General features: G+C 70.7%; 10 protein-coding genes and 1 CRISPR repeat array (1 of these 11 cut by a window edge). Of the genes, 3 read left to right on the top strand and 7 right to left on the bottom strand.

The features are described 5' to 3' along the window. Positions 1 to 608: direct repeats of the CRISPR family, unit length 28 nt; unit sequence GAGGTCCCCGCGCAGCGGGGGTGAACCG; it begins 2,060 nt to the left of the window's first position. A 652-nt stretch (positions 609 to 1,260) separates the two neighbouring features. Beyond that, positions 1,261 to 3,282, top strand: coding sequence for a regulator (locus tag ACIBUY_RS34150; protein WP_399154700.1), 2,022 nt, complete (start codon positions 1,261 to 1,263; stop codon positions 3,280 to 3,282). On the opposite strand, the gene ACIBUY_RS34155 is transcribed toward ACIBUY_RS34150, so the two are convergent. Together ACIBUY_RS34155 and ACIBUY_RS34160 are read right to left on the bottom strand one after the other, a co-directional pair. Further along, positions 3,253 to 3,639: a hypothetical protein gene (locus tag ACIBUY_RS34155; RefSeq protein ID WP_399154701.1), complete on the bottom strand. Its 387-nt coding sequence runs from the start codon at positions 3,637 to 3,639 to the stop codon at positions 3,253 to 3,255. The two genes, ACIBUY_RS34150 and ACIBUY_RS34155, sit on opposite strands and share 30 nt — an antisense overlap. Continuing rightward, positions 3,636 to 4,889 carry a hypothetical protein gene (locus tag ACIBUY_RS34160; RefSeq protein WP_399154702.1) on the bottom strand — a complete coding sequence of 418 codons (1,254 nt, stop codon included), beginning with the start codon at positions 4,887 to 4,889 and terminating at the stop codon, positions 3,636 to 3,638. The genes ACIBUY_RS34155 and ACIBUY_RS34160 overlap by 4 nt, the downstream gene beginning before the upstream one ends. A gap of 266 nt (positions 4,890 to 5,155) precedes the next feature. Here ACIBUY_RS34160 and ACIBUY_RS34165 point away from each other — a divergent pair, with 266 nt between their 5' ends. After that, complete coding sequence (locus tag ACIBUY_RS34165; RefSeq protein ID WP_399154703.1) at positions 5,156 to 8,230, top strand: BTAD domain-containing putative transcriptional regulator; 3,075 nt, start codon at positions 5,156 to 5,158, stop codon at positions 8,228 to 8,230. Between the two features lie 558 nt (positions 8,231 to 8,788). On the opposite strand, the gene ACIBUY_RS34170 is transcribed toward ACIBUY_RS34165, so the two are convergent. Next, positions 8,789 to 9,880 carry a hypothetical protein gene (locus ACIBUY_RS34170; protein ID WP_399154704.1) on the bottom strand — a complete coding sequence of 364 codons (1,092 nt, stop codon included), beginning with the start codon at positions 9,878 to 9,880 and terminating at the stop codon, positions 8,789 to 8,791. Positions 9,881 to 10,028: 148 nt separating this feature from the next. Here ACIBUY_RS34170 and ACIBUY_RS34175 point away from each other — a divergent pair, with 148 nt between their 5' ends. Continuing rightward, positions 10,029 to 10,304, top strand: coding sequence for a hypothetical protein (locus tag ACIBUY_RS34175; protein WP_399154705.1), 276 nt, complete (start codon positions 10,029 to 10,031; stop codon positions 10,302 to 10,304). A gap of 182 nt (positions 10,305 to 10,486) precedes the next feature. Here ACIBUY_RS34175 and ACIBUY_RS34180 read toward each other — a convergent pair whose 3' ends face one another. From ACIBUY_RS34180 to ACIBUY_RS34195, 4 genes are all read right to left on the bottom strand, one after another. Further along, the gene (locus ACIBUY_RS34180) at positions 10,487 to 12,127 is read right to left on the bottom strand and encodes a recombinase family protein (RefSeq protein ID WP_399154706.1); all 1,641 of its coding nucleotides are present in this window, start codon (positions 12,125 to 12,127) and stop codon (positions 10,487 to 10,489) included. A 162-nt stretch (positions 12,128 to 12,289) separates the two neighbouring features. Continuing rightward, entirely contained in the window at positions 12,290 to 13,084 is a 795-nt protein-coding gene (locus ACIBUY_RS34185; RefSeq protein ID WP_399154707.1) for an SAM-dependent methyltransferase, read from the bottom strand. A gap of 66 nt (positions 13,085 to 13,150) precedes the next feature. Next, the gene (locus ACIBUY_RS34190) at positions 13,151 to 14,038 is read right to left on the bottom strand and encodes an NAD(P)-dependent oxidoreductase (protein WP_399154708.1); all 888 of its coding nucleotides are present in this window, start codon (positions 14,036 to 14,038) and stop codon (positions 13,151 to 13,153) included. A 65-nt stretch (positions 14,039 to 14,103) separates the two neighbouring features. Beyond that, positions 14,104 to 14,928 carry a class I SAM-dependent methyltransferase gene (locus tag ACIBUY_RS34195; protein ID WP_399154709.1) on the bottom strand — a complete coding sequence of 275 codons (825 nt, stop codon included), beginning with the start codon at positions 14,926 to 14,928 and terminating at the stop codon, positions 14,104 to 14,106. Between the last annotated feature and the right edge of the window lie 48 nt (positions 14,929 to 14,976).

Here is a 14,976-nt window from a genome sequence, read left to right on the forward strand (position 1 = left end):
GTGAACCGGCGATGCGCACACCCTCATCGAGGTACTCGGTGAGGTCCCCGCGCAGCGGGGGTGAACCGCCGTGACCACCCCCACGCTCGCCCCGCGCACCGAGGTCCCCGCGCAGCGGGGGTGAACCGCGGAGCTGGGTGAGCCGGTTGGGCTCCTGGGCGAGGTCCCCGCGCAGCGGGGGTGAACCGCGTTCGACGTACGGGTACCAGAGGCCGTCGGTGAGGTCCCCGCGCAGCGGGGGTGAACCGTCGCCGAGCAGATGCTGGCGTGCGCTGGTGCCGAGGTCCCCGCGCAGCGGGGGTGAACCGGCTCTGGCGAGGATGCCCTTCACGAGGGAGCCGAGGTCCCCGCGCAGCGGGGGTGAACCGATCGAGCGAGGCCCGCGCCCGGCCGATCAGACGAGGTCCCCGCGCAGCGGGGGTGAACCGCGCGCGTCACCCGCGTCTCCGCAGCCGAGGGGGAGGTCCCCGCGCAGCGGGGGTGAACCGCGCGCGTCACCCGCGTCTCCGCAGCCGAGGGGGAGGTCCCCGCGCAGCGGGGGTGAACCGATTCGGTCCAGTTCGATGAGGCCGGGCAGTTCGAGGTCCCCGCGCAGCGGGGGTGAGCTGGAGCCGGGGAACAGGTGGGCATATGCCTACGCCAACCCGGATGTGCAAAGCGTTGACCTGCCCTCGGTGGCCGGAGTGCACGGATTCCTGATCATGAGAGACAGGTGCACTACGGCCCCCACCTAGGCAAACACCCAGGTCAGGGCCGTAAAAGCAGACGAGTCGGGCTGTACGCCGGGATCTCTACCGCTGGTTCCCCACGCCCGCTTACTGCAGAGGTGACTTGCCCGGCAAGAAGAACACCCGACCCCAACCCCGGCCACTCATCACCCACAGCCATTCAGATCCGCTGCACTGCCCCGCCATCAGACCGACGTACTCGATCGATCAGCGAGGCACCGAGCCCCACCCTCACGGGCACACGGGCATCACCACATCCACAGCGCACGATCCAGCCAGTCTCCGCCCCGCGTCGCCCCACCACGGATATCGATCACCCGTACGGAAAAGATGCCGTCAGCGGCACGTTGACGCTCGGGACGGGGGACCAATGGCGGAGCACGAGGCTCGCGTGCGCAACGAAGTGGGTGGCACCGTACATGGCGGGGTCGTCCAAGCCGGGAGCGTGCAGGGCAGTATCTATCTCGGTGTCCCTCGCCAACGCCCGCCTCTGCCACGGCAGTTGCCCGCCTCTGGCCTGGTGGTCGATCGGTTGACGGAACTGGAGGTGCTGGAGCGGCACCGGCTGCAGGCCCTCCAGGCGCAGCGCCCCATCGTGATCGCGCTCAGTGGTCTCGGCGGAGTGGGGAAGACCGCCACAGCCCTCTCGTGGCTGCATCGGTTGTACGAGGACTGTCCGGACGGCCAGTTGTACGCGGACCTCGGCGGGCACGCGCCGAGTGGGCCGATGGACCCCGGCAGCGCGCTCGGGCAATTTCTGCGTTCCTTGGGCGTGCCGCACGAGGCCGTACCCGCCTCGACCGGTGAACGTGCCGCGCTCTACCGGTCGTTGACGGCGGAGCTCCGGGTCGCCGTGCTGCTCGACGACGCGTTCAGCGCGGCTCAGGTCAGACCCCTGCTGCCGGGCGGGACGAGCGTGACCGCGGTGACCGGACGGCGCCGTATGCCGGGACTCGTCGTGGACGGCGCTGTGGCCGTCGAGCTCGATCCACTGCCAATGGAGGCGGCCGTGGAGCTGCTTGACGCGACCCTTGGCGACGCCCGCGTGGCCGAACAGCCCGACGACGCCTTCGCCCTGGCCGAGTTGTGCGCGGGACTGCCGCTCGCGGTCCGGGTGGCCGGTGCCCGGCTCGCCGCGCGGCCCCGGCGGCGCCTGGGCGTAATGGTCGACGCGCTCGCCGACGCGCACCGCCGACTCTCCGCTCTGGCCATCGAGGACGACGACCACGACGTGCGGGCCACGCTCGAACTCGCCTACGCCGCCCTCCCTCCGCAGGCCGCCCGTCTGTACCGACTGCTCGGCCTGTATCCGGGTACGGAGTTCGGTGCGACGACGGCCATGGCGACTCTCGGCTCGGCCGATGCGCTCGGCGCACTCGACGTCCTCTACGACGCGCATCTGCTGTCCGCTGCCGGATCCGACGACCGCTACCGCATGCACGACCTCGTACGGCTGCACGCGCGCGAAGTGGCCGAGCGGGACGAAGGCGTGGCCGAGCGGTCGGCCGCTCTGCGTCGTGTCACAGACAGCTTTCTCGCCACAGCCACGCGCGCGGAAGAGATCGTCGAACCCCAGCACCGTGGCTTGCCGCGCGACTACGCGGAGTCGCAGCCGCTCCTTCTCGCCGATCTGGGTGATGACCCTGAACGCGCCCTGAACTGGCAGGAGTTGGAGCTCCCCAATCTCATCGCCGTCATTCGGTCCGCGCGTGGTGCCGGCTGGCCGAGCGTGGCCTGGCAGCTCGCTGACGCCCTGTGGCCGCTGTTCATCCGGCGCAAGTTCTACGACAGCGAGGCCGTGGCCCACGAGGAGGGCCTCTCCGCGGCGCGCGAGGCGGGCGACATCGCCGGGGAGTGCCGCATGCTCACTTCGGGAGGGATCGGCGCGCTCGGCCGGTCGCGTCCGGAGGTCGCCTTGGGCATGTTCGAGCAGGCGGCGGCCTTGTTCTTGCGCACGGGTGACGCCCTGGGTCATGCCCGTACGCTCAACTACCGTGGCCTGGCGTGCCAGCGTCTGGGCCGGCTCGACGAGGCCGTCGCCCACTTCACCCTCGCCGCACGGCTCTTGCCCGGTTGTGGCGACGTGCGGGCCGGGGCGCTGGCCCGGCTCAACCTCGCCGATGTCGCACTCGAGCGCGCCCAGTACGCGACTGCCGCCAGAGATGCGGATGTCGCACGTCGACAGCTGGACGACGTCGGAGATGCGTACAACGCGGCCCGCGCCGCGCTGCTCGCGGGCCGCGCCCAACTCGCCAACGACCGGCTCGACCAGGCGCGGCATCAGCTCGCCTCGGCGATCGACGTGCTCCGCGGCATGGGCGCCCACTACGAGACGGCCCGTGCCCTGGAGGCTCAGGCCGCGCTGGCCGAGCGGCGCGGCGAGCCCGAAGCCGCCGCACGCCACAGCCAGGAGGCCCTTGACCTCTTCGGCACCGTCGGCCGCCTCGACGTACCAGAGGCGCGAGCGGCACACGAACGCCTCGAACGCCTCGAACGCCTCGAGCGCCTCGAGCGCCTCGAGCGCCTACGTGAACAAGGGGCATCGCCGGACTGACACGTCGGTCCCCGCTGCGATCAGCCACGCGTGAGCCACGGAGGCACATGTCGCCCAGCACACCGTTGCGCCGTGCGCGGCCGCAGTGAGGTGCACCGTCTCCGAGGTCGCGCCCGTACCGCCGAGTCGCATCCAGCACTGGTCGCGTCGGGGTACCGCGACGACCAGCGCTCCCGGGTACGCGGCCAGCGCGGCGAAGTCGCCCTCCTCGCCCAGGACCACGTCCGCGAGCGACGCCCACCGGTGCGCGGTGCCCGGGTCGGCGCGCAGGTGCTCGTCATGGATCACGGAGCCGCTGCCGGAGTGCACGAACGTCAGTCGAATCCGCCGCAGGGCGTGTGGCGCGCGCGGCGTCACGACAGGACGCTGCCTGGCTCGCCATAGGCCACTGTGCGCGGCAGGCTCGCCGGTTCGGGGGCAGGCGTTCCGCTCTGGGCGCGTAATCGGAGCGTGCGGTACATCAGCGTGCGCATGCGCGCGGCGAACGCCCCAGGGTGAGAGGTGAGCCGGGCGGCCACGCGCTCATGGGCCTGCCGGTCGTACGTCACAGTGGCTCGACGCAACTGGGCCCGCAGAGGGCGTCCGGCACGCAACCCCGGTGCGACGGCTCGGAGTTCGGCCAGCGGCGAGGCGGGGTCCAGGACCGCGTCGGCAGCTCCGGCGAACAAGACGGGCGCCCCGGTCAGAACGCCGTAGAGCGTCACCGATCCGTGGTCGCCGACGATGTGGTCCGCGGCCACCAGGGCGCCCTCCCACTGCGCGTGCTGGTCCACGAGAACAAGGCCCGCGCGGGCCAGGCCGGCGAGCCAGCTGCGGATCTGCCAACTGCCGTGCGCGTTCCAGACGTTGGGGTGCAGGGTGAGCGCGACGCGGTACTCCTCGCGAGGCAGTTCGGTGAGCAGGCGCGCCAGCAGGTCCCAGTCGTGGGCGACGAGTGAGTGGGGCCCCCAGGTGGACGTGACGAGCACGAGCTGCTGTCCGGGGCGGGCACCCAGTGCTTTGCGGTACAGGGCGCGGCAGGACAGGCTGGCCGCGACGCGATCGCACACCGGGTCCCCCACAACCTCGGCCGCCGGCAGAGCCTCCGGGCATTCTCGCCCCAGGCGGGTCAGTTCGTCGTGGTGGGCGAGGACGATGGCGCGCGGCACGACCGCGCCGTCGTGGAGCAGGGTCTGTCGGTTGAGGCCGTAGGCGGCGGGGTTCGCACGCAGGTGTCCTGGGCGGGCTCGGGAGACGACCTTGTTGTGGCCTGCCCCGTGCGGCAGTACGACCACGGGTGCGTGCAGTTCGTGCAGTCCGCCGTACGCGGCGGCGAGCGCCAAGTCGAACGGTGTCTGCACGGCCCTGTCCCACGGCAGCACCAGCCCGTCGATCCCCTCCAGGAAGGCGTCGACGCCGTGGCCGAAGACGTCCGGCGCCGCCGTGAAGCACACCTGGACGCGAGCGTCGCCCTCCAGTAGCCGGACGGCCTCCATCAGCCGCTGCCCGCTGGTCACGGTGTGCACCACGGCCAGGATGCGCTTGCGGATGGTGCGGCTGGCCCATCGGTCGGCGTCCAGGCGCACCGGTACGGGCGGATTGTGCGGGTTCAGTTCGGTCTCGCTCATCAAGGTCGGTCCCCCGTCGTCATGGTTCTCGGTCGGGTGGGTGAACCGAGGACATGTCCCCTACTCCTGACACGGAGCTTGCAGGAAGCCTGCATTCCGTGCGCGGTTCCTGTACGCCTCGCTGAACGCGCCCCCGCGCGCCCTTCTCGCTCCGTTGCGCCCCTTTCCGCCCCCTGCGCACCCGTGGCGCCCGCACCTCCAATTCCGTACAGATGTACGGGAGATGCCAACTGCGGCGACAAGAAGCGCACCCGGACGGGGCGATCGTGGAACTTCTTGCTCTGGGACCTCTGGAACTGTGGCAGGACGGGCGCCAGCACGACCTCGGCTCCGTCAAAGAGCGCTGTGTACTGGCCGTACTGGTCCACGCTCGCGGCGGAACGGTCACCGCCGAGACCCTCATGGACCGGGTCTGGGACGGCGAGCCGCCGCGCACCGCCCTGGACACGCTGCACAGTTACCTGTCGCGGCTGCGCGGGCACCTGAAGCGTGCGGTAGGCAGCCAGATCCTGGTGGAACGGCCTTCGCCTCGCGCGTACCGACTGCGCATGGACCCCGAGGACCTCGACCTGCTGCGCCTCGCCCGGCTGCGCGAGGACGCGGCGCGAGCACTCGACGAGGGACGTGCCGATCTGGCGATCGGGCTGCTGCACACCGCCGAGGCACTGTGGCGCGGAGATCCGCTCGCGGAGTTCACGGGCTCGTGGACCGCGTCCCTGCGCGACCGGCTCGTCGAGGACCACCGGCGGGTGCGGGAGGAACGGATCCGCCTGGAGCTCGAGGCCGGGCGGCACGCCGATGTCCTGGGCGAGCTACGCGAATTGGTGGCGCGCAACCCACTGGCACAGACGGCACTCGCCTCGCTGATGCTGGCGCTCTACCGCTGCGGACGGCACGACGAAGCCTTGGCGGTGTACCGCACCGCACGCCGCCGACTGCAGGAATCCCAGGGCATCGAGCCCGGGACCGAGCTCCGCGCGCTGCACCACCGCATCCTGGGTCAGGACCCCGGACTTCTGCTCCCGCCAGTGGCCACCAGGACGCCCGCGCCGCGAGAACCCGCCCGCGCGGCACCGGACACTCTCCCCCGCGACATCGGAGAATTCACCGGCCGCACAGCCGAGTTACGCATCCTGCTGACCCCGCCCCGCAAGGATGCCTTGCCCGTGACCGTCGTGCACGGCATGCCGGGCGTAGGGAAAACGGCCCTGGTGGTGCACGCCGCACACCAGTTGCGCGAGGCCTATCCCGACGGGGCGTTCCACCTGGATCTGCGCGGCTACAGTGGGCAACCGCCCAGCACCACCCCTGAGGCACTCGGCGCCCTTCTGCACACGGCCGGGATTCCTGACCCGCTGCCCGGGACAGCCGACGAACGAGCCGCCCGCTGGCGCGAGTGGACCGCCCGGCGCCGCGTCCTGGTCGTCCTCGACAACGCGCGCGACGCCACACAGGTAGGCCCGTTGCTGCCGGGCTCGGCCACGTGCCGGGTCCTGGTGACCAGCCGGCACCGCATCGCCGACCTCGGCGGCGCGGTACCGCTCCACCTCGACGTCCTGTCTGCGACCGAAGCCACGACGCTGTTCCAGCGTGTGCTTGGCCCCGGCCGCCCGGCAGACGCCGATGGCGCCCTCGCACGCATCGTGGACGCCTGCGGCCGCCATCCTCTCGCCCTGCATCTGCTCGCGGGACACCTGCGCCACCGGACCGCCTGGGCCTTGGACGACCTCGCGGATCATCTCGCCCGGCTCCGCCGCACTCCCCACTCGTTCGACCCCGCACTCACCGTGTCGTTCCAACTCTCGTACAACGAACTCGACCTCGGACAAAGGGAGTTGCTGCGTACGATCGCCCTGCATCCAGGGCCCGACATCACGACCGACGCGGCCGCCGCACTCGCCCGTCGCGCACCGGGAATCTCCTCGGACGAGCACGTACGCCACGTCCGTCGCAGCCTGGAGGAACTGCTCGACCGCAACCTCCTCGAAGAGTCCGCGCGCGACCGCTACCGCTTGCACGACCTCACCCGCGCCTTCAGCCTCCTGGCCGGACACCGGGAGGACACTCCCGAGTCCAGTCGTGCGGCACTCGACCGGCTCCTCGACCACTACCTGACTGCCGCGCACCGCGCCGACCGGTCGCTGCACCCGCACCGACACCCCCTGCCCCTGCCGCCCCGGCGCACCTGCCCCCATGCACCCCACTTCGCCGGCCCGGACGAGGCGGCACCCTGGCTGTCCCTGGAACGCGCCAATCTTCTGGCCCTGGCCCGCACGGCCGCAGCCTCGTGCACGGTGCCCGCCTCAGCCCACGAGCAGGCCCTCCTTCTGCCCCATGCGCTTGGCCCGTCCCTGAAGCTGTGGGGGCTGCGGGAGACCGCGGTCGAGCTGTACGACGCCGCCGCCGACGCCCTGCGCGGCCGGGCAGATGACCCCGCGCTCCTTGCGCACACCTTGGTCGAACTCGCCGACGTCTGGGCCCAGAAGGACCACCATCGGGCGCTACGACTCGCCGAGGAGTCGCTCTCCCTGTTCACGGGACTCGGCGACACGCACGGACGCGCCGACGCCCTGTTGCAGTCGGGCCGCGCCCATCTGGCAGCGGGCCGGGCGGACACCGCACTCACCGACCTGGACGAGGCCCTGGCCCTCTACCGCGCGATCGACGACCGGGCCGGACAGGCGGCCTGCCGCAACGTCCAAGGGCTCGCCCATCACTACGCGGGCCGCCACGCCCCTGCGCTCCACGCGGTGACCGACGTCCTGAGCCTGTACGACGAACTGGGCGACGGCCACGGCAGCATGCGGGCCTGGAACAACCTGGGCGAACTGAGCTTCCTCCAGGGGCGGTTCGACGAGGCGCGGCACCACTACGAGCGCGCCCTCTGCCTGGCACGGCTCCACGGCGGCCGTCAAGATCTCAGCATCCTCGACACCAATCTGGGCGCCGTGCACCAGGCGACCGGCCGCCCCGAAACCGCACTGGACTACTTCCGCAGAGCCCTGGCCTGCCACCAGGACTCGGGCGACACCCTCGGCGAGGTCAACGTATTGATCAGCATGGGCACCGCATACGCGGCGACCGGACGCCGGGGCGAAGCGCTGCTTCATCTCACCCGGGCCGAGCAGGCGGCGCGATCCATCGGCAACTCCTACGAGCGACAACGGGCCCTGCTCGCCATGGCGGACGTTCAGCTGACGGCGGGCCGTCGCCAACCCGCGCAACGCCTGTACGCGACAGCGCTGGCGGTGGCCCAGGAGGTGGGCCTGTCCCCGACCCAGGCCCTGGACGGGCTGGCACGCGCGGAACGAGCGCGCGACCACGGGGTGACGGGGTCCTGACCACACCGCGCCGGCTGCGGCGCGGCCAGGACCCCGGCCGGGTCAGACGTCGACGGCTGCGCCCGACCCGGCTGACGTGCTCCACATCCACTGCCCGGGACCGATCGGGGCAGCGCAGAGGCCCGCGGTCACGAGGGTTCCGACCGCAATGAAGGCTATGACTACGTGTTTCACCTTGCTCCTTACAGAGTGGGGCCAAGGCCCAACTTCCTTACAGGGCAGGGACCTTAGACGCACCGGCGACGCGGCGTAGTGCTTTTGCCAAGGGCGATCTCGGGTGATAGAAAACCGCCTGTCGGACGGGTCACCGATGCCCCGGCGACCACCTTCGGCATGTTTGCAGCAACGTTCGCGGGAACGATGGCGCCCACGTCCAGAGGCATGACAGAGGTCGGTCCCCGACTGAAGGGCGCAGGCAATTCCATGAGAGGGGCAGGAGGAGCGACGAGCCGCCACGCGCCGGAATGCGGAAGGCGCACAACCCCGCGAAAGGGCCGTCCGCACCCCCACGCAGACTCCGTACCCCAATCCGTCCAGGATGCCCAAGCGTCGGCACGGTCAGCCGTGCATGCCCCACTCCGCTTGACCGAACAGGGCCCCGCTGATCATGGTGTCACCGGCTCGGGTCGCTTCTACGTACATGCTGAGGTCCGGCGGACCTGGACCTCCTCCGAGGCCGAAGATCAGGCCCATACCGTGCTTCTCCACATGCTGGATCACGGACGTGTCCACGGTCTCGACCGGTCTGCCGATCAGCGGGATGCCGTCGAACTCCACCTGTGGCCCGGTGCATCCGTCAACGGTGACGGCACCGAGGGCGGGAAGGTGGCCGTTGCCGCTTTCGTAGTGGGCGGTCACGCCGGTCCGGTCGAACCAGTCGTGACGCAGGAGCCACTCCCCGGGCCCTTCCCACGGCGGTCCGAGGGGATACCGGCCGAGACGGGCCGCCGGCTTCTCACCCAGCGCACGCGCCACCTCGTGCGGGCCCATTCCGAACCGGAGAGGACCGATGCTCTGCACCGGTGTCCAGTCCCAGTACGGGCGGTCCTGCTCCGCTTTCACGGGCCATGCACCCGGATTCGGCCGCTCCATGCTGATGTCGTGCCAGTGGACGACCGGCTCAGACCGGTACGGATCCTGTGCCAGCTCACCGCTGACGAACAGCGCCTTGGTGATCACCGTGTTCTGCCGCTGCCCATGCGCACCGGGCGACAGATCAATTTCTTGTCCGGCGCCCATGGACACGCCCCACGCCTCAATCTCCGGATCACCGCTCCAGTTCACCCGCACGGTAGCCCCTTCGCGGCGGGCGAGGTCCTGAAGATCCGCGCGCACCTCGGAGGGAACCCGGGCAATGAGCTCGATGCCCCTCAGCCGCACCAGGGGCCCTTCCATGGGATCGATTGCCACCGCGACAAGGCCCGCATCCGCCCCATAGATCCCGGTCACGCCCCACTCGCTGTAAGTGCCCCAGCCCATCCCTTCTCCCAGCCCCTGGGAGACGTGGGCGACCGCTCCGTCCAGCGCTGCTGCCACCTGGTCCGAGTTCATCCCGAACCGCAACGGTCCCACCCCGGCCAGGGGATCAAGCACCCACTGAGCCCGCTCTGCGGGCATCCTGTTCCACCAGGGCATCTCGACCCCCACCATCACTGAGTGCACTCCGGATATTTCTTCCGGTGATCAAGGAGCCACCCTATGCGGGGCCTTCTCCAACGGAGTTGGCGGCGTTCTCACGACCCTGGTCAACGGCACCAGCAGGGTTGAGAGCGAACTCGGCAACCAGGTCACGTACGAGATGGCGGCCCGCTCAGAGGGCCACACGAGTGGGCGCTGCGTCCGCCCGTCCGTAGGCGAGCACCCGGGCGAGGACTTCGCGGAACAGGACGACGTCCTCGGCCGGCGCTTCAATGACCGCCTCGATCTCGCCATCGCTCAGCCGCAGGTCCTCCAGTGCTTCAGGGCGGAGCGAGACGCGGAGGACGCGGCCCGTGAGTCGTCCTCGCCCGCCATGAACATCAAGACGAATCCGCTTCCGTCCTCGCACTCGGCAAGAGCAGCTTCGGTGAAGTAGCCGTCAGGGTCGATCTCGGTTGTGGCGACACGAGCAGTGAATCGGTACGTCATGACGGCGTTCTATCAGCGCGTTCGGCCGTGGCAGGACGCAGGGGCGAGGGTGCCGTGGTTCCGCCTCCGAACGAGGTGCCCATGGCGGAGGTGTGTGTACGAGGTCAACTGAGGCGCAGAGATGGGTTCTCAACACTCCTCGTCACCGCCCGCCTCCGCACCAACCCACTCGAATCGCAGCCGGTCCATGATCGGAGTACGGTCCCCGCGTCGCTTGGCGGGCGTGATCGTGACTCGTCGCAGCGCGCAGCGGAGCAGCATCTGCCGGTCGGCCAGATCGGCGCCCTGCCATGCCTCCTGCAGCAGCACGCCATCAAGCAGCGGGGTGAGGTCCGAGCCGCGCTGCAGCTGGGTCAGTTCCTCTCCCATCGCGGCCAGTTGGTCCCGCAGCGCAGCGGCGAGTTGCTCATAGCGCTCCCTCTGCATCGTGCCGTGGACGAAGTAGGCGTCCTCCAGTTCGCCCCGCCTGCGCCGCGCACCCTCTTCCGCTGCGGTGACGTGCCTCAAGCGCTCATCGCGTTCGGGGTCTTGATACGAGAGCCACCGGCGTGCGATCTCGCGCAAGACCGGGTCTCCCGGTTCCAGGCTCGACACATGGTGGATCCACCGGTCGGCGACGGCGTCCTCGGCCCTCTCCGCCCACGTACGCACTCCAGGACAGGCCGTCAGACCTCCCTCGCTACGCGTACGGCACCGATACGAGCGTTTCCCTCCGGAGACGCCCGCGGTGACCATCGGGACTTCGCAGATGCCGCAGCGCAGAATTCCCGTGAGCAGGTTCTGCACCCTTCGATGCCCGTGCTTCTGGCCGAAGGACCTGGTTGTTCGTTCGGCCAGCTTGCCCTTGATCACGTACCACTCGGCCGGGGACACGACGCCTGCGCCGCACGAGACCGGCGCCCCATCGGCCCCGATCAAGGGCTCGGCGCGCCAGCCCCACTTGTCGATCGGGTTGCCGAACTCGTCTGTGTGCCGCTGCCGGTGGGGAACGAGTCCCGCCCACAGCGGCGAGTGCACCATGCGGCAGATCGCGTTGGCCGACCAGTGCCGCCCGGTGCGCGTACGGGCTCCCTCCGCAGTGAGGCGATGGGCCAGTGTCGTCGACGCCTCCCCTTTGAGCAGCGCCTCCGCGATGCGCCTCGCCAGCGGATACTCGTCAGGGTCCGGGACGACCTTGCCGTCGGCGCCGTGCATGACTCCGAACGGTGGTCGTCCGCCGGGAGCACGTCCCTGGGCCCGGTGCGAGTCCAGGCCGATCTGTACTCGTTCAGAGATGTCCTTCGCCTCGTCCCGCGCCCGCTCGGACAGGATCGCGAAGACGATCCTGCCGCCGCGGCTGCTGTCCAGCCCTTCGTGTACGGAGACGAGGCGCGCTCTGCGTCGTCCGAGCTCGTCCAAGAGCGCGCCTACGGCCCCCATGCCCCGCCGGTCGAGCCGGTCCGTCTTCCAGACCGCGAGGGTCTTCGACTTGCCCTGCAGCACGGCGTCCTTGGCCTTCTCGAACTCATCGCGGCGCACGAAGGATTTGCTGGCGCTGAGCTGCTCGAACCAGACATGCCGAATCCTGAGCTCGTGCGCGACGGCCCAGCGTGCGATGTCCCTGAGGTGGGCGCGGAGGGTGGTCAGGTCCTCCCTCTTCTTGGACCTGCGGATGTAGACATCGACAAGGTCCTCCGGGGCGCCGGGTGCTGGGTCCTCCAGCCCGAGCTCCGCACGTTCCGCCTCCGAGAGGCCGAGTTGTTGGAGTGCCGCGTCATCTGCGCGCTTCATGTGCACCGCCCACGAATCGGGTTCCGCTTCGCGGGTCGGGCGACAGTCCCCTATATGCCCACGTCAGCCGGGTCGTTACCGTGCCCACGTCGACATAGGGGTTTATACCTCCGGTGCCCGGCCATCGAGATCCCCCGCCTCGGCTGAGCCCAGCGTCAGGCCCTACCCCTTGCGCCCCACTCCCCCGTAGAAGCCGATCTCGTCCGAGCCCGGCGGAGGCGGGGTGTCGGGGTGCCAGAACGGGACCTGCGACAGGCCCGGTTCGATGAGGTCGAAGCCGGTGAAGAAGCGTTCTATCTCGGGGCGGGAGCGCAGGTTCAGTGTCGCGGTGGCCTTGGAGTAGACGGCGCGGGCCGCGCTGCGGTCGGCGAAGTCGTCCGTGGCGTGCGTGAGGACCAGGTAGCTGCCGTCGGGCAGCGCGTCGCGCAGGGTGGCGACGATGCCGCCGGGGTCCTCCGCGTCGGTGAGGAAGTGCAGGACGGCGACCAGGAGCAGCGCGACCGGCCGGTCGAAGTCGATGACCCGGCGGACCTCGGGGTGGTCGAGTACCGCCTGCGGGTCGCGCAGGTCGGCCAGGGCGACGCCGGTCGCGCCCGAGTGACCGAGGAGGGCGTCGGCGTGTGCGCTGACGATCGGGTCGTTGTCCACGTACGCGACGCGCACGTCGGGCGCGATCGTGCGGGCCGTGTCGTGGACGTTCGGCGGCGTGGGCAGTCCGGTGCCGATGTCGAGGATCTGGCGGACGCCGGCGGCGACGACGTGGCGGACGGCGCGCTGCAGGAAGGCGCGGTTGGCGCGTACGCCGATACGGGCCTCGGGGGCCGCGGCGGCCAGCGCCTCGCCGGCCTCGCGGTCCACCGCGTAGTTGTCCTTGCCGCCCAGGAGGTAGTCGTAGACGCGGGCGGGGTGCGGCTTGCTGGTGTCGATCTCCCCGGCTCGGAAACCGTCCTGTCCCACGCTGTGCTCCTCTGTCCTGCGTTCTGATCAACTGCCCTTAGCTTAGAGGCAGTTCACGGGGCGGGATCAGGTCGCGGGCTCGTCGAAGGACGCGAAGTAGGCGGCCGCCATGTCCTCGTCGCCGTGGCCCTGTTCGGCGGCGCGGGCGAGGCGGGCCGCGCTTGCCTCGGCCACGTCGAGGCGCACCCCGTGCTGCCGTCCTGCCTCGACGATGAGGCGGGCGTCCTTCACCGCGGTGTCCACGGCGAACTGGGCCGGGGTCAGCCGGTCCTCCAGGACGAGGCCCGCCTTCAGGCGCAGGTAGGGCAGGTCGAGGCCGCCTCCCGCGATGGCGTCGAAGAAGAGCTGGGGGTCGACGCCGAGTGCCTGGGACAGGGCGAGCACCTCGCCGGCCGCGTTCGTGGTGGCCAGCACCCAGCTGTTGGCGACGAGCTTGAGCCGGGTCGCGGAGCCCGCCGCCGCGTCCTCCCCGGTCCACACGGTGCGCGCCCCGACCGCGTCGAGGACGGGCGTGACGGTGTCGCGGTGGGCGGCAGGACCCGCGGCGAGGACCAGCAGTTGCCCGGCTTCGGCGGGCTGGCGGGTGCCGAGCACGGGCGCGTCGAAGAGCACCAGGTCGTGGGCGGCGGCGAAGGCGGCCAGTTCGCCGAGGCCGTCGAGGCCCGCGGTGGTCGACTGCACCCAGGCGGTGCCGGGGCGCAGCCCGTCGGCGGCCTGTCGCATGACGTCGAGGGCGGCGGGGCCGTCGTACAGCATGGTCACGACGACATCGGCCTCCGCCACGGCCTCGGCCGGGGTGTCGGCGATCTGCACGCCGTCCGCGGCCAGCGGTTCGGCCTTGGCGCGGCTGCGGTTCCAGGCGCGGACGGAGTGTCCGGCCCGGGCGATGTTCCTGGCCATCGCCGCGCCCATGATTCCGGTCCCGAGGACACTGACCGTCGGCTTGTCACTCATGGTTGCGTCAACTCTCCTGGTGGGGCTGTTGGTTGTTGATCTTAGACGCGGGACGGGCCGAGGGCTCAGCCGAGGCGGCGGGCCAGCCTGAGCTCGGTGAGATGGCGCTTGGTGATGCGGCCGCCGTGCCGGTGGTCGATGAGTGCGGCGAGGCAGTCGTACAGCGCGGCGCGGGCAACGGCGTCGAGGTCGCGGTGCCCGGAGTAGGTGGAGATCAGGTCGAGGTACTGGTCGGTGGTGTAGGTCGCGTCCCACTCGTAGCGGTGGAAGGTGGGGGCACCGAAGGCGGCCGACGCCGCCAACTCTGTACCGTCGTAAGGGATTTCGGAGGCCGGTCGCAGGGTGATGCCGGGCGGGGTCGTCGGGTCGTAGCGCTCGTAGCAGGCCTGGGACGCGGCGAAGAACTCCTCGGTGCCGCCCTTGATGTGGTGCGTGAACACGGTGGCGAGGGTGCCGCCGGGGCGCAGGGCGGCGGCGGCCCTGGCCACGCGGGCGTGCGGGTCGATCCAGTGCCAGGACGTCGCCGCAAGCAGCAGGTCGAACGGCTCGGGCGGCAGCGGCCACTGTTCGAAGTCGGCGACGACCACGTCTACGCCGGGGTGGTCCGCGAGCCGTCGCCGGGCCACCTGCGCCTGTTCCGCGCCGAGTTCGACGGCGACGATCCGGCAGCCCCGTTCGGCGAGCGGCACGGTCGCCTGCCCGGTGCCGGGCCCCACTTCGAGGACCCGGCAGCCCGGTCCGACCCCGGCGTGTGCCGCGAGGTCGTCGTACATCCGCGCCGGATAGCCGGGGCGCATGCGGTCGTAGAGTTCGGCGTCCTGGGTGAACGTGCGGCGCAGTCGGTCGCGCTCGTGGTCGGGGCGAGCCGTCTGGTACGTCGGATCGGTCATCCGCGACACGCTACGGGCCCCGTCGCGCTCCCGCCCGCGATTATGTGC

It is taken from the genome of Streptomyces sp. NPDC050085 (genome assembly GCF_044460595.1).
In the GTDB taxonomy this organism is placed as follows: domain Bacteria; phylum Actinomycetota; class Actinomycetes; order Streptomycetales; family Streptomycetaceae; genus Streptomyces.

Bases quoted from the DNA above. Each gene is read 5' to 3' on its own strand.
- ACIBUY_RS34160 (WP_399154702.1), bottom strand. From the start codon at position 4,889: ATGAGCGAGACCGAACTGAACCCGCACAATCCGCCCGTACCGGTGCGC.
- ACIBUY_RS34170 (WP_399154704.1), bottom strand. From the start codon at position 9,880: ATGGTGGGGGTCGAGATGCCCTGGTGGAACAGGATGCCCGCAGAGCGG.
- ACIBUY_RS34175 (WP_399154705.1), top strand. From the start codon at position 10,029: ATGGCGGCCCGCTCAGAGGGCCACACGAGTGGGCGCTGCGTCCGCCCG.
- ACIBUY_RS34180 (WP_399154706.1), bottom strand. From the start codon at position 12,127: ATGAAGCGCGCAGATGACGCGGCACTCCAACAACTCGGCCTCTCGGAG.
- ACIBUY_RS34190 (WP_399154708.1), bottom strand. From the start codon at position 14,038: ATGAGTGACAAGCCGACGGTCAGTGTCCTCGGGACCGGAATCATGGGC.
- ACIBUY_RS34195 (WP_399154709.1), bottom strand. From the start codon at position 14,928: ATGACCGATCCGACGTACCAGACGGCTCGCCCCGACCACGAGCGCGAC.